The organism is Chelativorans sp. M5D2P16, from assembly GCF_034427935.1.
Lineage (GTDB): Bacteria > Pseudomonadota > Alphaproteobacteria > Rhizobiales > Rhizobiaceae > Chelativorans.
Window position 1 is genome coordinate 91,286 of record NZ_JAXQNM010000038.1, and the last position, 18,561, is coordinate 109,846.

18 protein-coding genes are annotated in these 18,561 nt (G+C 65.3%); all 18 read right to left on the reverse strand.

The window, feature by feature from the left end; all coding sequences use genetic code 11:
- Nucleotides 1–30: 30 nt before the first annotated feature.
- The gene (locus tag SIN08_RS18175) at nucleotides 31–903 is read right to left on the reverse strand and encodes an outer membrane protein (protein WP_322453013.1); all 873 of its coding nucleotides are present in this window, start codon (nucleotides 901–903) and stop codon (nucleotides 31–33) included.
- Between the two features lie 189 nt (nucleotides 904–1,092).
- The gene (gene glmM / locus SIN08_RS18180; RefSeq protein ID WP_322453014.1) at nucleotides 1,093–2,448 is read right to left on the reverse strand and encodes a phosphoglucosamine mutase; all 1,356 of its coding nucleotides are present in this window, start codon (nucleotides 2,446–2,448) and stop codon (nucleotides 1,093–1,095) included.
- 482 nt (nucleotides 2,449–2,930) lie between these two features.
- Nucleotides 2,931–4,868: an ATP-dependent zinc metalloprotease FtsH gene (gene ftsH / locus SIN08_RS18185; RefSeq protein ID WP_322453015.1), complete on the reverse strand. Its 1,938-nt coding sequence runs from the start codon at nucleotides 4,866–4,868 to the stop codon at nucleotides 2,931–2,933.
- Between the two features lie 121 nt (nucleotides 4,869–4,989).
- Nucleotides 4,990–6,333, reverse strand: a complete 1,344-nt coding sequence (gene tilS / locus SIN08_RS18190) for a tRNA lysidine(34) synthetase TilS (RefSeq protein WP_322453016.1) — start codon at nucleotides 6,331–6,333, stop codon at nucleotides 4,990–4,992.
- Nucleotides 6,327–7,292, reverse strand: coding sequence for a tol-pal system protein YbgF (gene ybgF, locus SIN08_RS18195; protein ID WP_322453017.1), 966 nt, complete (start codon nucleotides 7,290–7,292; stop codon nucleotides 6,327–6,329). The genes tilS and ybgF overlap by 7 nt, the downstream gene beginning before the upstream one ends.
- Before the next feature lie 124 nt (nucleotides 7,293–7,416).
- Entirely contained in the window at nucleotides 7,417–7,932 is a 516-nt protein-coding gene (gene pal / locus SIN08_RS18200) for a peptidoglycan-associated lipoprotein Pal (RefSeq protein ID WP_378625269.1), read from the reverse strand.
- A 173-nt stretch (nucleotides 7,933–8,105) separates the two neighbouring features.
- Nucleotides 8,106–9,422 carry a Tol-Pal system beta propeller repeat protein TolB gene (gene tolB / locus SIN08_RS18205; protein WP_322453019.1) on the reverse strand — a complete coding sequence of 439 codons (1,317 nt, stop codon included), beginning with the start codon at nucleotides 9,420–9,422 and terminating at the stop codon, nucleotides 8,106–8,108.
- A 37-nt stretch (nucleotides 9,423–9,459) separates the two neighbouring features.
- On the reverse strand, nucleotides 9,460–10,509 hold the full coding sequence (locus SIN08_RS18210; protein WP_322453020.1) for a hypothetical protein: 1,050 nt from the start codon (nucleotides 10,507–10,509) through the stop codon (nucleotides 9,460–9,462).
- A gap of 5 nt (nucleotides 10,510–10,514) precedes the next feature.
- Nucleotides 10,515–10,967 (reverse strand): protein TolR, encoded by a 453-nt coding sequence (tolR, locus tag SIN08_RS18215; RefSeq protein ID WP_322453021.1) that lies wholly within the window; start codon nucleotides 10,965–10,967, stop codon nucleotides 10,515–10,517.
- Nucleotides 10,967–11,695, reverse strand: a complete 729-nt coding sequence (gene tolQ, locus SIN08_RS18220; RefSeq protein WP_322453022.1) for a protein TolQ — start codon at nucleotides 11,693–11,695, stop codon at nucleotides 10,967–10,969. Before tolQ ends, tolR begins: the two co-directional genes overlap by 1 nt.
- A gap of 232 nt (nucleotides 11,696–11,927) precedes the next feature.
- Complete coding sequence (ybgC, locus tag SIN08_RS18225) at nucleotides 11,928–12,392, reverse strand: tol-pal system-associated acyl-CoA thioesterase (protein WP_322453023.1); 465 nt, start codon at nucleotides 12,390–12,392, stop codon at nucleotides 11,928–11,930.
- A 109-nt stretch (nucleotides 12,393–12,501) separates the two neighbouring features.
- Nucleotides 12,502–13,542, reverse strand: coding sequence for a Holliday junction branch migration DNA helicase RuvB (gene ruvB / locus SIN08_RS18230; protein WP_322453024.1), 1,041 nt, complete (start codon nucleotides 13,540–13,542; stop codon nucleotides 12,502–12,504).
- A 66-nt stretch (nucleotides 13,543–13,608) separates the two neighbouring features.
- A complete protein-coding gene (locus tag SIN08_RS18235) occupies nucleotides 13,609–13,833 on the reverse strand; it encodes a hypothetical protein (RefSeq protein ID WP_322453025.1) in 225 nt (74 codons plus the stop codon).
- 53 nt (nucleotides 13,834–13,886) lie between these two features.
- Nucleotides 13,887–14,507 carry a Holliday junction branch migration protein RuvA gene (gene ruvA / locus SIN08_RS18240; protein ID WP_322453026.1) on the reverse strand — a complete coding sequence of 207 codons (621 nt, stop codon included), beginning with the start codon at nucleotides 14,505–14,507 and terminating at the stop codon, nucleotides 13,887–13,889.
- Nucleotides 14,504–15,019 (reverse strand): crossover junction endodeoxyribonuclease RuvC, encoded by a 516-nt coding sequence (gene ruvC / locus SIN08_RS18245; protein ID WP_322453028.1) that lies wholly within the window; start codon nucleotides 15,017–15,019, stop codon nucleotides 14,504–14,506. The genes ruvA and ruvC overlap by 4 nt, the downstream gene beginning before the upstream one ends.
- 66 nt (nucleotides 15,020–15,085) lie before the next feature.
- A complete protein-coding gene (locus SIN08_RS18250; RefSeq protein ID WP_322453029.1) occupies nucleotides 15,086–15,619 on the reverse strand; it encodes a DUF1465 family protein in 534 nt (177 codons plus the stop codon).
- A 329-nt stretch (nucleotides 15,620–15,948) separates the two neighbouring features.
- Complete coding sequence (locus SIN08_RS18255) at nucleotides 15,949–17,592, reverse strand: acyl-CoA synthetase (RefSeq protein ID WP_322453030.1); 1,644 nt, start codon at nucleotides 17,590–17,592, stop codon at nucleotides 15,949–15,951.
- 51 nt (nucleotides 17,593–17,643) lie between these two features.
- Entirely contained in the window at nucleotides 17,644–18,417 is a 774-nt protein-coding gene (locus SIN08_RS18260; RefSeq protein ID WP_322453296.1) for a sulfite exporter TauE/SafE family protein, read from the reverse strand.
- Between the last annotated feature and the right edge of the window lie 144 nt (nucleotides 18,418–18,561).

An 18,561-nucleotide genomic window follows, 5' to 3' on the forward strand; every position in this document is an offset into this window, starting at 1 on the left:
AGAGGAAGGAGAGGAGAGAACGCTGGCTGGCTACTTGTAGGCCGGCGGGGAGTACTCGTAGGCCGGCGGCTCGTAGGCGACGGTCTGCGGCGTCATGCAATTCACATTGCCGCCGAAGGTATAGCGCACGCCGGCGCGGGCCTCGTGCACGTTGAAGCCGTCATCGAAGCCCGGTCCGGCGCCGATGCCGCCCCCCGACGGGGTGGCGTATTCGAACATGCGCCCGCCCTCAATCCGCGTATAGCGATAGCCCGCGTCGAGCTGCAGGTTCTCCGTCAGGCAGTAGGACGCGCCGGCCATCAGCGACCAGGCGAAACGCCAGTCGCTGACGCCCTTGTGGACGTCGGTCGAGCTGCCGATCGTGTTTTCTAGGTCGTCCCACTTGACGTATGCGCCGCCGATGCCCGCCCCGAGATAGGGCGTCAGGCCGTGATAGGTGCCGAGGTCGACATAGGCATTGGCCATCAGAAGCAGCGCCGAATAGGCGGACTCATCGGTCGAACTGCACGGCCCTGCGCCGCAGGCAACGCTGGAGGTCGTGCCCCGGAAATCCGACTTGAACCAGTAGTCCGCCGTCAGGTCGGCACGGAAATGGGGCGTCATCTGATAGCCGACGCCGGCGCCGAGCGATAGCGCTCCCTTAAGGTCGGTACTGTCGAACGCATGCGTGCCGGGATCGGGCGTACAGGTCGGGCACCCGTAGGTGATGTACTCCAGGCCGCGCAGATCGGACCAGCGGTAGCCGAGATCGCCGCGCAAGTACCAGCCGCCGACAGCGATCTTCTTGACCTCCACCGGCGGCGGTGCCTCATACACCGGCGGCTGGTAGAGGTCGGCGGCAAACGCGCTTGACGTGAAGCCAAGCGCGGCCGCTGCGACAAGCGGCTTGATCGTCTTTTGCATGAATCCATCCCCACGTGCCGGCATGCGGCTGCGCTCCCCGGTTGACCGAAACACGCGAAGATTGCAGGAAAAAGGTTAAGCACTACTTAACCTTAACTTGTAAATTCAGACAGCATCACCGCATGCAATGCGGCCCCGTCTACGGGACCGCGACAGCCAACGGATTATCGCAAATGCGATGGCCGGGCCTCAGGCAGCAGACCGGGCGTCCCCGATGACGCCGACGATTTCTTCCACAATGGCCTTCACCAGTTCGGGGTCGTCCCCTTCCGCCATTACGCGGATAAGCGGCTCTGTGCCGGAGGGACGGATGACCAGGCGTCCCCCGCCGGCCAGCTTCGATTGTGCATCGTTGATGGCCGCCTTGACGGGCGCGCTCTCGAGCGGCTTGCCGCCACTGTTGATACGCACGTTGCGCAGGACCTGCGGAACCGGCTCGAACTTGCGGCAGACCTCACTCGCCGGGCGGTTCTCGCGCTTGATGCAGGCCAGCACCTGAAGCGCGGTGACGAGCCCGTCACCGGAAGTGGTGAAATCCGACAGGATGACGTGGCCGGACTGCTCGCCGCCGACATTCAGACCATGGGCGCGCATGTGCTCCACCACGTAGCGGTCGCCAACCTTGGTGCGGTGGAGTTCCAGCCCACGCCCCTGCAGGAAGCGCTCGAGCCCGAGATTGGACATGACGGTTGCCACGATGCCGCCGCCGGCAAGCCGCTCACGTTCGTGCATGGACTGGGCGATCAGCGCCATGATCTGGTCACCGTCGATTACCGTTCCGTTCTCGTCCACCATGACGACCCGGTCGGCGTCGCCGTCGAGCGCGATACCGATATCGGCACGCACCTCGTGCACCTTCTTGGCAAGGCTCAAGGGATTGGTCGAACCGCAGTCCTGGTTGATGTTCAGGCCGTTCGGCTCGACATGAATGGGCACGACCTCCGCCCCGAGTTCCCAGAGTGCTGCGGGCGCCACCTTGTAGGCGGCTCCATTGGCGCAATCGACGACCACGCGCAGGCCCGAAAGCGACATGTCGCGCGGCAGCGTGCGCTTCGCCGCCTCGATGTAGCGGTCGTGGACGCCGTCGACGCGCTTGGCGCGGCCCAGCGAATCCGCATTGGCAAGCGCCAGCTCGATGTCCTTGTCGAGCATCGCCTCGATGCGGCCCTCGATCTTGTCGGAAAGCTTGTAGCCGTCGGGGCCGAAAAGCTTGATCCCGTTATCCTCGAACGGGTTGTGGGAGGCTGAAATCATCACGCCGATATCGGCCCTGAGCGAGCGCACCAGCATGGCCACCGCCGGCGTGGGAATGGGGCCCAGCAGGAAGACGTCCATTCCCGCCGCGCAGAACCCGGCCACGAGCGCGTTCTCGATCATGTAGCCGGAAAGGCGGGTATCCTTTCCGAGCACCACGCGGTGGCGATGATCGCCGTTCTGGAAGGTCAATCCGGCGGCCATGCCCACCTTCATGGCCACTTCCGCCGTCATGGGAAATCTGTTGGAACGGCCGCGGATACCGTCGGTCCCGAAATATTTCTTCGTCATTTTCTTCTTTGTCCGCACCGATTTGGAAGTCTGTCGCAAGGCTGCGATCCCCCTCCTTATCTGCCACGATTGTCAGCGCCGCTGCGCATCACTTTATGTGAGGAATTGTAATCGATCCATATGAACAGCTGCTTGTCTGCCATACCCAATAATCCGTAAACATACCACCTCCTCTCGCCCGTGAGATCAAGGGCGGAGACGCGGCATCCGCCGGACCGACCGTCGCGAGGTGTCCTGTTCCGGAACGTGCGGCTGGTTTGGTCGAAGTGGCGCCGGGCGAGGGAAGCGAAGGCCCGGCATTCCGTTACGCCCGGCTTCCGCAATGGATTCCGTGCGCTCCCCTTTCTTTGATGACGGCAGGATACGGGCCGGTGATCAGGCGATCATCGGGCCCTCTGGGGTTCGGCTCCAACGGCTGCGCGAAGACCCCTTCCGGGCCGGAGCCCCTCTGGCTCCGGCAGGTCCCCGGCGTTCGAGGCATCTCACCCCTGCGGCTGGGGCTCCATTCCGGCATCGGGCTCCTCGCCGCCCTTCTTGCCTTCCTTGCGCGTGCCCGCCTTGGGCACGGTGGAGCCACGCGAGGGCGGTGTGTCGTCTCCGAGATCGCGCGAAGGCTTCTCGCCGCGAATGATGGCGCGGATCTCGTCGCCCGAAAGGGTTTCATACTCGAGCAGCCCCTCGGCGACGGCGATCCATTCCTTCTTCTTGGTGCTCAGGATCTCGCGCGCCTTGTCATAGGCTTCGTCGATGAGCCGGCGGACTTCCTTGTCGATCTTCTGCTGCGTCTCCTGCGACATGTTCTGCTGACGCGCGACGGAGTGGCCGAGGAACACCTCTTCCTGGTTCTCTCCATAGGCGACCTGGCCGAGCTCGTCGGAAAAGCCCCACTGGGTAACCATGGCGCGGGCGAGCTTCGTCGCCTGCTCGATATCGGACGCAGCACCCGAGGTGATGTTCTCCTTGCCGAATTTGATCTCCTCGGCGACGCGCCCGCCCATCATGATGGCGAGGCGGGAGATCATCCACTTGTAGGTCATGGAGTAGCGGTCGCCCTCGGGCAACTGCATGACCATGCCGAGCGCACGCCCGCGCGGGATGATGGTCGCCTTGTGGACGGGATCGGCCGACGGCACGTGGAGCGCCACGACGGCGTGGCCCGCCTCGTGGAAGGCCGTCAATTCCTTCTCTTCCTGCGTCATGGCGTGCGAGCGCCGTTCGGCACCCATCATCACCTTGTCCTTGGCGTCCTCGAACTCCTGCATGGTGACGAGACGCTTGTTGCGCCGCGCCGCCATGAGTGCGGCCTCGTTGACAAGATTGGCAAGGTCGGCGCCGGAGAAACCCGGTGTGCCCCGCGCCACGATCTTCAGATCCACATTGGGCGCCAGCGGGACGTTGCGGCAGTGCACCTTGAGGATTTTCTCGCGGCCGGCGATGTCCGGATTGGGCACCACCACCTGCCGGTCGAAGCGGCCCGGACGCAGGAGCGCCGGGTCGAGCACGTCGGGCCGGTTGGTGGCGGCAATCAGGATGATGCCTTCGTTCGACTCGAAGCCGTCCATCTCGACGAGAAGCTGGTTCAGCGTCTGCTCGCGCTCATCATTGCCGCCGCCGAGCCCCGCGCCGCGGTGCCGGCCGACTGCGTCGATCTCGTCGATGAAGATGATGCAGGGTGCGTTCTTCTTCGCCTGCTCGAACATGTCGCGCACACGCGACGCGCCGACACCGACGAACATCTCGACGAAATCCGAGCCGGAGATGGTGAAGAACGGCACGTTCGCCTCGCCCGCGACGGAGCGGGCAAGCAGCGTCTTGCCGGTTCCCGGCGGGCCGACGAGCAGCACGCCGCGCGGGATCTTGCCACCGAGGCGCTGGAATTTCTGCGGGTCGCGCAGGAACTCGACGATCTCCTCCAGATCCTCCTTGGCCTCATCGACACCCGCCACGTCCTGGAAGGTGACGCGGCCATGGGTTTCGGTCAGGAGCTTTGCCTTGGACTTGCCGAAGCCCATGGCGCGGCCCGAGCCCGACTGCATCTGCCGCATGAAGAATATCCATACGGCCAGGATGAGGATCATCGGCAGCCAGGAGATGAAATAGCCCAGAATGGAGTTGGACCCGTCCGATTCCGGCCGCGCGTTGATGGTCACACCCCGGTCCTCCAGCCGCTGGACCAGGTTCGAATCGCCCGGCGAATAGGTCTGGAAAGGCGTGTTGTTGTCCACATAGCTGCCGGTAATGCGGTTGCCGGTGATGGTGACGCTTTCGACGCGGCCGTTATCGAGCTCCTGAAGGAACTGGGAATAGGCGACATCCCGCGTCGCACCCCGCTGCTGCGGCGCCTGGAAGAGGTTGAACAACGCGATGAGCAGAACGGCGATGATCGCCCACAGCGCAAAATTTCTGTAATTTGGATTCATGTGTGTTCCATATGTGCGCCGAGGCCGGCATCGTCCATAGCACTGGTTTTGACTAACATAGGGAGCCTGCGCAACCTTGCCAAGCGCAAGGCGCCGATTGCTGCGCATCTCGCTGCGACGGCTATTGATGCTGTCCTTTGTGGCGTCGCAGTGGCAGGTCGGGCCCGCGGGCGGTGCCGATCACCCGCGCGACCGCGCGTGCCGGCGCAAGATCGAAGCATGGCAGGAGCCATGCCCACGGCCCGGCGAGCGGACGCACCGAGAGATCTGGCCGCTGCGCAGCAAGGGCGAGGCAGCGCTCGCCCTTCCACAGCGCGGGCTCGGCGGCGAGCGCGGCGCGCACCAGGCCGGAGGGCGCTTCATGGCCGGCAATGTCCGCTGCCCGCGCATTCTCCGCACCGTACGGACCGAGGAGAACGCCCGCGCCGCCGCCGAGGCCCGAGATGCGGTAGCGTCCGTCCCAGACGATCTCGTCGGCCGCGGCACACCGTGGAAGATTACGCCGCTCGCGATGGAGGAAGATTTGTTCCCCGCGCAGGGAGACGACCGCGCGAGAGAGGCTGGCGCGTCCCCGCGTCCTTTCCGCCCGCTGCAGCAGCTTCGCGGCGCGCATCGCCTCGGGCAGATGCGGCGTGCCGCCGGCGACGGCCAGCAGGAGACGAAGCGTGTCGTTTGCGGTCTTCTCGTCCGCTACCTCGAAGGCGGGCCGCGACAGGCGTAGAAGTCCGGGAGCCGGCCGGTCGGCGGATGCGACGATCAGCGCCGCCACCTTTTCGCCGGCATCCTTTCGTTCCGCAGCCATTTGCCGCGCCCTATGCACCAGGCGCCCGATCTCCTTTTCGCCAAGCCGGCCGCGCACCCGAACGCGCTCGAAGCGCGGGTCGCGGTTGCTGGGGTCTTCGATCCAGGAAAGCCCGCGCCCGCGCAGGAAACGCCGCAGGTCCGCCCTGCGCGTTCCAAGAAGCAGCCTGACGAACCAGACCCGCCCCGCATACAGCGTCGCCGGCGCGATGCCGGCCGCGCCACGCCCTTCCCCGCGGGCAAGGCGCATGGCAAGCGTCTCCGCCTGGTCGTCCGCCGTATGGCCGGTCATCACGAGATCGCTTCCCGCCTCCCCCGCGACCTCGGCCAGGAGCGCAAGACGCGCTTCTCGCGCCGCCGCGGCAACGCCCGTCGAAGGCTTCGGTCCTCTCCAGGTGACCACTCGATGGGCGATATCGTATGCGCCGCAGACCTCCGCGACCCGGCGCGCCTCGCCGGCGGATTCGGCGCGCAACCCGTGGTCGACGGTCACAGCCAGGAGCGAAGGCGCGTTGTCGACGGTCTGCAGATAGTCGCGAAGAAGAAAGAGGAGGGCCAGGGAGTCGCCGCCCCCGGAGACAGCCGCGACGAGGGATTTACGCCCGGCAAGGTCGAGGTCGGCGAAAAACGCGCGCGGATCGGGCGCGAAAGCCTGGCTCAGCAACCAGCCTTTTCCTGTTCCTGCCGGATACGCTCGCGCAGCGCATCGGAAACCTGCGGATAGCGTTGGCCGATCTCGGTGAAGGTCGCGCAGGCGACGTCGCGCTGGTCCAAGGCCGCGAGCGAAACGCCGAGCTTCAGGAGCATGTCCGGCGCTTTCCCGGCATTGGGATGGTTGCGATTGGCCTGGAGAAAGGTTTCGGCCGCTTCGCGGTAGCGATGCTGGGCAAGCAGCGCCTCACCCAGCCAGAATTGCGCGTCGGCTGCATGTGCACCGTCCGGAAACCCGTCCAGATACTGCCGAAAACCCGCCTCCGCCGTGTCGTAGTCCCCCGACAGGATGAATTCGTAGGCGTTGCGGTAGATCTCGTCGGGATTGTCGGAAGGCGGTAGCGCGGCGACCACCGACCCGTCGCTCGGCGCGCCGCTGCCTTGCACGTCGCCGCCCTGCAGGAGGTCGATAGGTTCTCCGCTGCCTTCGCTCACCACATTGCCGTTTTCGTCGAAGGTAATGGTGCCGAGTGTGCGCGGCGGCTCACCCTGTGCCGGTGCCGTCCCTGCGGAGTCGCCGCCTTCCGATCCATTTGCGGGAGCCGGCGCGGATTCGGCCCGTTGTGTGGCCGCGCTGCCGCCGGCATCGGATCGTTTCTCCTCAAGTTGCTGGAAGCGGAACTCGTTGTCCTCCTGCATACGCCGGATCTGATCCTGCATCTGGAGGATCTGGAAGTTGAGTTCTTCGACACGGCCGTTCAGGCGCCGCAGTTCTTCCTCGAGGTTGGAAACCCTGGGGTCGGCCGCCTGGGCCAGGATGACGGGCGCGCCGCGCCGGTCTTTCAGGGAGTCTGCCGTGCCCCCATGACCAAGATCATCGGCGCGCGGCAGAAGGGCCGCGTGCCCCGGCACCGCGAACGCAAGCGAAAGAGCCAGGATGGCCAGGCCGTTCAGATAGGTTCGGAAATGCATTCCCGTCTCGCTCTCGAAAAGAGATGATGACGGCGGCACTTCGATGCCGCCGTTCTCTCTTTAACAGGCCCCGAGACTTCGGCCAAATTTTGATTGTGTCTGCAGCGCCGGAAGCCCCGCGGCCTCAGCTCTCCCCGTCGCCGCCGAGCGCGGTGACGGCGCGCCTGTTCTGCGACCAGCAGGAGATGTCGTCGCATACGGCGACCGGCCGCTCCTTTCCGTAGGAGACGGTGCGGATGCGGTTGGCCGCCACGCCCTGCCCGACGAGGAAGTCCCGTGTGGCGGCCGCACGCCGTGCGCCCAGCGCCAGGTTGTATTCGCGCGTGCCACGTTCGTCGGCATGACCCTCGATGGTGATGGAGTAGGAGGGATATCTGTTCAGCCACTGCGCCTGACGGGTGAGCGTGGCCTGCGCATCCGAACGGACCACCGAGGAGTCGGTATCGAAGAAGATGCGATCGCCGACGCTGACCGTGAACTCCTGTCGGGAGCCGGGCTGGGCGGCATTCGCACCCGCGCCGAGGCCGAGGTCGGCCGCCGTGTTCGGGACCTGCTGATTCGAACGGCATCCGGCGATCGCCAGGGCGGCAACGAAAGCGATAACGGCAGGATTTCTGGCCAGAGTTGCGATACGGCGCATGGCCGTCACTCCTTCAATTCGATTGGGTTTGGTCAAGACTGAAGTAACCATGATGCGGTTAACGCGCGCTCAAGGAACAAGGTTAACGCCTTTCAACCGGCCGCCCCTCCGCATCGAACACGACAAACCAGTGATTCGAACGGTAACGCCAAATGAGGCTGAAAGGCGGCGATCTACTGGCGAAGCGGCGACCAGGCCGGATCCGAGGCGAAGTTGGGGCTCGGGATGTGTTGCTCGTTACGTCCCGTCAGGTCGATGGAATAGAGCTTCGGCCCGGCCGCGCCGGCATCCTGGCGGAAGAACAGGATGACCCGCCCGTTGGGCGACCACGCGGGACTCTCGAGCAGAAACCCGGTGGAAAGAATCCGCTCGCCCGAGCCGTCCGTGCGCATCACCCCGATCTGGAATTCCCCGCCGGTCTGCTTGGTAAACGCGATGAGATCGCCGCGCGGCGACCATACGGGCTGGGAATAGTTGCCGTTCCCGAAGGAAATCCGGTGCTGGTTGGAGCCGTCGGCATTCATCGCGTAGATCTGCGTCCGCCCCCCGCGATCGGAGGTGAAGGCGATCTGCGTGCCGTCGGGCGAATAGGACGGCGACGTATCGATCGCGTTGGTGTTGGTCAGCCGCGACGTCGTGCGTGTCCTCAGGTCCATCGTGAAGATGTTGGAATTGCCGTCCTCGCGCCCCAGGCTCAGGATCACCTTGTCGCCGTTCGGCGAAAACCGCGGCGCGAAGGTCATGTTGGGGAAATCGCCGATCAGCTCGCGCTGCCCGGTCTCGAGCTGCAGCAGATAAACCCGCGGTTCGCCGCTTTCGTAGGACGTATAGGTGAGTTCCTGGCGCCGCGGAGAGAAACGCGGCGTCATGACCAGCGTGCTGCCATCCGAGAGGGTCCGGAAATTGGCGCCGTCCTGGTCCATGATGGCGAGGCGCTTCACCCGGTTGTCGCGCGGCCCCGACTCGTCGATGAAAACGATCTGGCTGTCGAAATAGCCCTTTTCGCCCGTGAACTGCTCATAGATCGTGTCGGCGATGATGTGGGCCACACGGCGCCAGTCGTTGGCGTTGGCATAGAACTGCTCGCCGACGAGCTGCTGGCCCGCGAATATGTCCCACAGCCGGAATTCCGTGCGCAGCCGCCCGTCCGGCTCTTCGGTCACGCGCCCGGTCACCACGGCCTGGGCGTTGATGACCTTCCAGTCCTCGAAACGCGGCGCGACATCGGGATTGGAGATCTTCTCGATGAAAGCATTCTTGTCGATCGGCGCGAAAAGGCCGGAACGCCGCAGGTCCGCCGCCACGACGCTGGTGATCTCGGCCCCCTTGCCGCCGGCCGACAGGAAATCGGTCAGGGCGATCGGCACCGGCTCGACCACACCTTGATTCACGTCGATTTCCACGAGCGCGCGCGCCGGCGTCACGGCCAGCACGACCAGCCCCAGGACCAGACCCCCCACGGCCAGGGCTGTTCTCAGGAATGTCTGCATTTCTTCAAGCCTCTTGGATATCTTTCGGTGTTCCGCATCAGAACATGTCGGTGGGATCGAAGTGGACGATGACGTCGGCCCAGGCACTGTATTTTTCTGCGGGCAGATTGTAGGGCGCGCATTGGAGAATGGCGCGCCGCGCCGATTCCGCCGCCGCGCGCTCCACGCTGGAGCCGCTGCCGCCGGCGATGATCTGCGGACTGCCTTCGATCGCCCCGCTCGGATCGAGCCGGAATTTGAGGGACACCTTGAGATTTTCCGCGTCGAGCGCGCCGGCGGGAACGTTCCAGCAGCGCTGGATCTGCCCGCGCAGCGCGTCCATCTCGCTCTGCGTCAGCGTCTCGCCGGTGGTCGTTCGCTCGCCGCCGAGCGCCGCCTGTTCGGTGGAGCGCTCCGCGCCGCCGCCGGAGGCTTCCTCCTTGTTCAGGAGAGCGGCCACCTCGTCGAAGAGCTCGTCGTCCTTCTTTTCGCTGCGGGCCTGCTGTTTCTGCGCCGGCTTTTCGGCCTCTTTGCGCTCCGGAGCCTTGGCGGTCTGCGCCTTGGGCGGCTGCGGCCGGGCCTGCGGCAACGGCGCCGACTGCGGCAGCTTCACGCTCTCGGCCTCGGCGTTCTCCGCCACCAGGGATTCCTCGGCCGGTTCCGGCGCCACCTCCTGCTGCGGCTGCGGCTCGGGTTCCCTTTCCGTGGCCGGCACCGCCTCGGCATCGGCTTGCTGCGCCGCCTCCGTCGGCCGCTCCGCCGGCTCCGGCGCGGGCGTCGGCGCCGATGTCGGCTGCGCGGCCTGCTCCACCGGCCGCGCCTTCGGCTCCGGCGTCGGCGGGGCGTCAAGATCGGTGTCCGCCTCGCCCACCGTCTGCGCGTTCTCCACCGGGTCCGGCCGCTGGGTCGGCATCGGGGCCGGCCGTTTCTCGGCCGGAGCCTCCTTCGCGCCTTCTTGGACCTGGGTAAGATCGCCGACGGGAATGATGTCGACCGGCAACGCCTCGACATCGGCCACTTCATAGGCGCGCGGGCCCGACAGCGAGAAAAGCCCGACGCCGAGGAGGATCGCATGCAAGGTGACCGATGTGGCGAGACCGGCCTTCATGGAAATCAGCTGTCCTGTTCCTGGAGCGTGACCAGACCGAGATTGCGGAAGCCTGCGGCCGAGATGCGCGCCATCACGCGCATGACCGTTCCGTAGTCGGCCGCCCTGTCGCCGCGCACATAGATGCGTTCATCGTAGCCGGCCTGGGCGATCGCCTGAAGCTTCGCCACCACCTCGTCGATCGGGACTTCCGTTTCCTGCAGGTAGATACGCCCTTCATTGTTGACGGAGATGGTGATCGGCTGGGTCTCGGAATTCAGCGCCTCGGCCTGGGTCTCCGGCAGATCGATCGGCACGCCCACCGTCAGCAGTGGGGCGGCGACCATGAAGATGATGAGCAGCACCAGCATCACGTCGACGAAGGGCGTGACGTTGATTTCCGACATCAGCGCGTGCCGGCGCCCGCGGCGCCTGCGCCCGTTTCCGCCCCCGCGGGCGGAGGCCACCGACATCCCCATCAGGCGTACTCCTCTGCCCTGGCTTTCGGCGCCACCTTCTCATCGATTTGCCGCGAGAGTATGGCGGAAAACTCGTCGGCGAAGCCCTCCATGCGCGCGCTCAGCCGGCCGGCGTCCGCCGTCAGCTTGTTGTAGGCGATGACGGCGGGAATGGCCGCGAGCAGGCCCATGGCGGTGGCCAGCAGCGCCTCGGCGATGCCCGGCGCCACCACGGCCAGGTTGGTCGATTTGGAGCCGGCGATGGCCTGGAAGGAAGTCATGATGCCCACAACCGTGCCGAACAGGCCGATGAAGGGAGCGGAAGAACCGATGGAAGCGAGAAAGCCGAGCCGGCCCTCGAGGCGTTCCATCTCGCGCGCCAGCGCCAGGTCCATCGCCTTGTCGACGCGCGTCTGCAGGCCGAGCGGCGAGCGCGCACCCTTTTCGAACGACTTCTTCCATTCGCGCATGGCGGCCACGAAGATCGAGCCCATGCCGCTGGTCTTGCGTTCCGAAAGCGTGCGATAAAGCTCTTCCAGCGACTGGCCAGACCAGAAGACCTGCTCGAAACGGTCGAGCGCGACACGCATGCGCCCATAGGCGACCAGCTTGTCGACGATGATCGCCCAGGTCCAGATCGACGCCCCGAGCAGGCCGATCATGACCAGCTTCACCACCCATCCCGCTTGCCAGAACAGCGCCCAGATGGACAGATCCCCACCCGGCGCGGTGAGCGCTACACTTTCCATGGATAAACGTCCTCGTAAAATCTGGGCAGCATCTCTGTGCCGTTCCGTCCGCCCGCGCGCCTGCACCACTTCGCGGAAGCCGCAGTGTCCCCCGCGGGTCTCAGCGCGCCTTTTTCCGTTAAAATTTGGTCAAAGGAAGGCGCGAAGAGGCCCCGTGGCACCATGAAGCTTATGGTCCTTCATGGTTAACGTGGTGTTACGGAGTCGCGAATATTTGCACGAAAGTCCCGTTTTACTCGGGCTGGCGCAGAAACGCCGCCGCCCATTCCCTGGGGAAGCGCCGCGGCTTGCCCGACGCGCCGATGATCGCCGCTTCCACGCCCGCCGCGACGAGCAGTTCTCCCTGCCGCGTCAGTTGCTGCGCCATGAAGATGCGCGCACCGGAGATCCGCTCCACCTTCGTGTCGACCGTAATGATGTCGTCTATGCGCGCGGGCTGGCGGAAGTCGATCTCCATGCGCCGCACCACCCAGGAAAGCTTCTCGCCATGCTTGCCGTCGGCAAGCTCCGTGTGATGCACGCCGGCCAACCGCAGGAAATCCGAGCGCCCTCGCTCGAGGAATTCGAGATAGCGAGCGTGATAGACCACACCGGTGAAATCCGTGTCGGCGAAATAGACCCGCGCCATCAGGCGATGGCCTTCAGACGTCAGAGCGCCGCTGAGGCCTGCCGCGAGATCGTCGCCGCGATCGGTCATGCGCCGTTGCCCTCAGATTGACCCGTTCTGCGGTGGGGCCGGTTCAGGCGTGGATCCTCGGATCCATGCCCGACCATCGACAATCCATCGGCATCGACGGCAACCCGCACTATTCCTCCTCCTGGAACAGGCTGATCTGCGCCTGGGTGATCTCCCGCGGCGCCTCCAGCCCCAGATGCTTCCATGCCCTTGCGGCCAGCACCCGCCCGCGCGGCGTACGCTGGATGAAGCCCTGCTGGATGAGATAGGGCTCGATGATGTCCTCGATGGCGTCGCGCGGCTCCGAAAGCGCGGCCGCGATGGTCTCGATGCCGACCGGACCGCCGCCGAAGTTTTCCACGATCATGGTGAGATAGCGCCGGTCGAGCTGGTCGAGGCCGAGCGCGTCCACTTCCAGCCGCGACAGCGCGTCGTCGGCGACCGGCCGCGTCACCTTTTCCGCCCCCGCCACGGAAGCGAAATCGCGCACCCGGCGCAGAAGCCTGCCGGCAATGCGCGGCGTGCCGCGGGCGCGCCGGGCGATCTCCTCGGCACCGTCTTCCGTCAGCGGCAGGCCGAGAATGCGGGCGCCGCGCGTGACGATCGCCTGCAGTTCCTCGACCGTGTAGAATTCGAGCCGAACGGGAATGCCGAAACGGTCGCGCAACGGCGTGGTCAAAAGGCCGAGCCGCGTCGTCGCCGCCACGAGCGTGAACTTGGCGAGATCGATCTTCACCGAGCGCGCCGCCGGCCCCTCGCCGATGATGAGGTCGAGCTGGTAATCTTCCATGGCGGGGTAGAGGATCTCCTCCACCGCCGGGTTCAACCGGTGAATCTCGTCGATGAAGAGCACGTCGCGCTCTTCCAGGTTGGTGAGCAGCGCGGCGAGATCCCCCGCCTTGGCGATCACCGGGCCCGATGTGGCGCGGAAATTGACGCCGAGTTCGCGCGCCATGATCTGCGCCAGCGTTGTCTTGCCGAGTCCCGGCGGTCCAACGAAGAGTACATGGTCCAATGCCTCGCCGCGCCCGCGCGCCGCCTCCACGAAGACCTTCAAGTTCGCCCGCGCCGCCTTCTGCCCGACGAACTCGCCGAGCGTCTGCGGCCGCATGCCGGCATCGACATCCTCGCCACGCTGGTCGGCCGAGATGAGGCGGTCGGCCTCGCTCATGTGAGAAGCTCCATTCCAGGCACCGATTCACCGTCACGCGTGAAAAGCCGGACGATCACACTGGTATCAACGCCGAGCACGCAGGCGCTCGTATCTTTCCGTTGCGGCTTCGGCAATCGACTCGTTCACATCCTCGATCGATACCGCCTTGCGGACCGGACCGTACAAGGCTCCGGCGAGATCGAGCACACTCCTGTTTTTCGGCACAAGCACGACCTTCCCGTCGACAATTTCATAGCCGATTCCATCGTCGGCGCTTCGATTCCCATTTCCTGTCCCCGGCCGGGTCACTTACCATCCAATAGTAAGGAACACCGCGCTTAACAAGGAAGATCCCAGGCCCCTTACCGCGCCAACTCCTTCAGCCCCAGCCGGATCAGCGTTCCGGCATCCGCCCCCTCGCCCGCCGTCTTCAGCGCCGCGGCCACCGCGTTGGCGGCCATGTCGCGCGAATAGCCGAGATTGGCGAGCGCCGAAACCGCGTCTGCGACCGGCGCCGGCGCCGCGTTTTCGCCGAGGTCCTGCTTGAGCCCGATGGTCTGCGCCGCCTCCCCGGCATAGGCGGGCGCCTTGCTCTTCAGTTCCGTCACGATCCGCTCGGCCACCTTGCGGCCCACGCCCGGCGCGCGGGCCACCATGGCCGCGTCCTTGAGCGCGATGGCGTTGGCGAGTTCGGCCGGGGAAAGCGTCGACAAGACCGACAGCGCCACCTTGGCGCCGACGCCCTGGACGTTGTTCTGCAGGAGCCGGAACCATTCGCGCTCCAGCGCGCTCCGAAACCCGTAGAGGCGGATCATGTCCTCACGCACATAGGTCTCGATGAACAGCGTCACGACCGTCCCCACTCCTTCGAGCGCGGTGAGCGTGCGGGCCGAACAGTGCGCCACATAGCCGACCCCGCCCACGTCGATAATGCAATGATCCTCGCCGATCTCGTCGACGATGCCCTTGAGCTTGCCGATCATTTCAGCGCCTCAAGGGCGAGGCGGGCGGTCGCGGACTGCCGATGATGGGCGTGGCAGATGGCGATGGCGATGGCGTCCGCCGCGTCGTCGGTGTCGAAGCGCGCCCTGGGCAAAAGCACCTTCACCATCATGTGGATCTGCTTCTTGTCTCCGTGGCCGACGCCGATCACCGCCTTCTTCACCGCGTTGGGCGCGTATTCGGCCACCCGCAGCCCCGCGCGCGCCGGCACCAGCATGGCGATGCCGCGCGCCTGGCCGAGCTTCAGCGTGGCGGCGGCGTCCTTGTTGACGAACGTCGCCTCCACTGCCGCTTCCTGCGGCATGTGCGCGTGCAGCACGTCGGCAAGACCGTCGTGGAGCTGGCAAAGACGCGAGGCGAGGTCGGCCTTGTCGTTGGAGCGTACGGTCCCGGCATGCACGAAGCGCAGCGAATTGCCGAGCGCCTCGAGAACCGCCCAGCCGGTGCGCCTGAGCCCCGGGTCGATGCCGATGATGCGAATCGCTTCTGCCATGGCCACACCATAGCTACGGTCCGCACCAATGCCAGCGCGAAGCGCCGCCCGTGCCGCGTTTGGCGATCAGTTCCGGCCGAAGGCCGTTTGCAAGAGCGTGATCTGATCGGAGACGGGATTGAAGGCGAAGGTCTCGTCGACCGGCGGCTCCGTGTCCGCGCCGCCGTAGATCGCCTCGTCCATGCGCCGCACCAGCGCCTCCAGGCGCAGGGACCGCCGTACCAGACTGCGGAAGGTTTCCGGAAGTTCGCTCCAGCCGGGCGCATCCGCCTGCGACGAGGCCGTGTCGAGCCGCACCTTGGCCTTTTCGGCCGCGACCTGCTCCCGTGTCATCTCGCCGGAATTGGCCGCCCGTTGCAAGAGCAGCCACGAGGCAAGCTGCATCAGGCGCGTCGTCAGCCGCATGGACTCGGCCGCATAGAGCCCGGCCGCCACGCGCGGCAACGTCTTGGCCGCAACCCTGCCTTCGCCGTCGAGATATTCGGCCGCCTCTTCGACGAGCCCCATGCCATCGTTGTAAAGCGGCTTGAAGGAATCCGTGAAGATCCGCCTTTCAGCCAAGCTGACCGGATTCGCGGCACCCGTACTCCCGGTGATCATCCGTGATACGCCCCACCAAGTTTCAACGGCACCGGGGGAGCCCCGATGCGCTATATGTCTGTCCACGTCCCGCGATGGAAAATGCCTTTCAAGGAACCCGAAGGCAAGCCCCCGCTTAACGAACGGTTAACAGCAGTTGGGGACAAAAAAAGAGCCGCGGATGGCGGCTCTCAGGAGTTTAACAGGGAGGCGTCAAACAGAATGGCTCCAGCCACTCGGTAAGAATCCAGATCACTGGATACGCACAGTAAACGCACGTAAAGCTTAACAAGCTCTTAACGAACACCGGATTCTTTGATTAAAAAACGCCTTTCGATGCGATTTTTTCCCTAGAGCGACTTGGCCTGCTCGCGCAGCCGGAACTTCTGTATCTTGCCCGTGGAGGTCTTCGGGATCTCGGCGAAGATCACGTGCCGGGGACATTTGAAGGCGGCCAGGAGCTGCCGGCAATGGGCGATGATTTCCTCCGCGCTCGCCTCCCGCCCCGGCTTCAGTTCCACGAAGGCCACCGGGGTCTCGCCCCATTTGTCGTCGGCGCGCGCCACCACGCCGCATGCGGCGATCGCCGGGTGCCTGTAGAGCGCCTCCTCCACCTCGATGGACGAAATGTTCTCGCCGCCGGAAATGATGATGTCCTTGGACCGGTCCTTGAGCTGGACATAGCCGTCCCGGTGCAGAACGCCGAGGTCGCCGGAATGGAACCAACCGCCGGCGAAGACCTTCTCCGTCGCCGCCTTGTTCTTGAGATAGCCCTTCATGACGATGTTGCCGCGGAACATCACCTCGCCGAGCGTCTCGCCGTCGGCAGGCACCGGCCGCATGGTCTCCGGGTCCATGACGGTCAGATCCTCGAGCGCTGCGTAGCGCACGCCCTGGCGTGCCTTGCGCGCGGTCTGCCCCGGTCCGTCGAGACCGTCCCATTCCGTCTTCCACTCGTTCACCACGGCCGGCCCGTATGTCTCGGTCAGCCCGTAGAGATGGGTGACGGCGAAACCGGCCTCGGCCATGCCCGCCAGCACGGCTTCGGGTGGCGGCGCCGCCGCGGTGTTGAAGATGACGGTCTGCGGGAAGGTGCGCTTGTCCGATTCGTCGGCATTGATCAGCGTGGACATGACGACCGGCGCGCCGCACAGATGTGTCACGCGATGGTCGGCGATGGCATCGTACATGGCCTTCGCCCGCACCCAGCGCAGGCACACATGGGTGCCCGCCTGCAGGGCCAGCGTCCACGGGAAGCACCAGCCGTTGCAGTGGAACATGGGCAGCGTCCACAGATAGACGGGATGGCGGCCAAGCCCGGCATGGATGGTGTTGGAATAGGCCATCAGCGTTGCCCCACGATGATGGGAGACCACGCCCTTGGGATTGCCGGTGGTGCCGGAGGTGTAGTTGAGCGCGATCGCGTCCCATTCGTCATCCGGCATAGACCAGGCGAAATCCGGCTCGCCCGCCTCGACGAAGGCGTCGTAGTCCTCGCTGCCGATGCACTCCCCCTTCGGATACGGCGCGTCGGCCGGATATTCCGGATCGTCGCAATCGATCACCAGCGGGTTCACCCTGGCTTTCGCCAGCGCCTCCTTCATCACCCCCGAGAACTCGCGGTCGACGATGACGACCTTGCTGTCGGCGTGGTCGAGCTGGAAGGCAATGACGGCCGGGTCCAGCCGCGTGTTGATCGAGTGCAGGACGGCCCGCGTCATCGGCACGCCGAAATGCGCCTCCAGCATGGGCGGCGTGTTCGGCAGCATCACCGAGACCGTGTCGCCCTTGCCGACACCGTGCCGGTCAAGCGCCGAGGCCAGCCGCCGGGCGCGCTCCCAGAAGACGCCGTAACTGCGCCGCAACCGGCCGTGGATGACGGCCGGATGGTCCGGAAACGTCATTGCCGCCCGCTCCAGGAACGTGATCGGTGTCAGCGGCTGGAAGTTGGCCGGATTGCGGTCGAGATCCTGCTCATAGGGGTTCGTGCTCAACGTGTTTCCTCCCTCCACGTCGTGACGATTTTAACCACAGGCGCGTTCGTCTCACCAGCCCCAGAGGTTCGTCACGCCGTCATGGATGAGCTTGAGCGAAATGATCAGCACCATGGCGTACATGAAAGGGTAGAAGACCTGCGGTTTCATGCGCTTGACGACCCACACTCCCGCCAGGGTCGCAAGCGGCGCGAGCGGTGAAAGCACAAGCGAGGCGGTGAGGTTCGTGGCGTCGAACTGGCCGAGGGCGAAATAGGGAACGAGCTTCACGGCATTGACGACGGCGAAGAAGACGACGCTGGTGCCCGTATAGACCCGAGGATCGTGCTTCAGAGGCAAGGCGTAGATCTGGTAGGGCGGCCCGCCCGCATGCGCCACGAAGCTGGTGAAGCCGGCCACACCGCCCCAGAAGAATCCCTTCACCGGCTTCTGCGGTGCCGCGCGCTCGCCGGTGAGGAGCTTTTGGCGCACCCAGCGCAGGAAGAACAGGAGCGTGATGACGCCGACGATCAGCCGCACATGTCCGTCGGTCACGACCGCCGCCGTCATCCAGCCGATGGTGATGCCGACGAGCGCGCCCGGCAGCATGATGGCGAGCACCCGCCGGTCGAAATAGCCGCGCCAGGCCCACAGCGAAACCACGTCCATGACGATCAGGATCGGCAGCAGGATCGCGGCCGCCTGCACCGGCGGCACCACCAGCGCGATCAAGGGAACGCCCAGCAATGCCATGGCCCCGCCGAACCCGCCTTTCGACAGGCCGACCAGAATGACGGCCGGAATCGCGGCCATGTAGAACAGCGGATCGCCGAGAATGGGAGTCATGCTCAAGAAGGATCAACGTTTCGGCCGACATAGACCGCGCGCCGCCGCTTGACGAGGGGCAGGCGAAAAATTCGACATCAATTAGCAAAGGTATCAAACAGAAACGAGAACGCTGACTCTCGCGAGTAGTTAATGGACTCCACA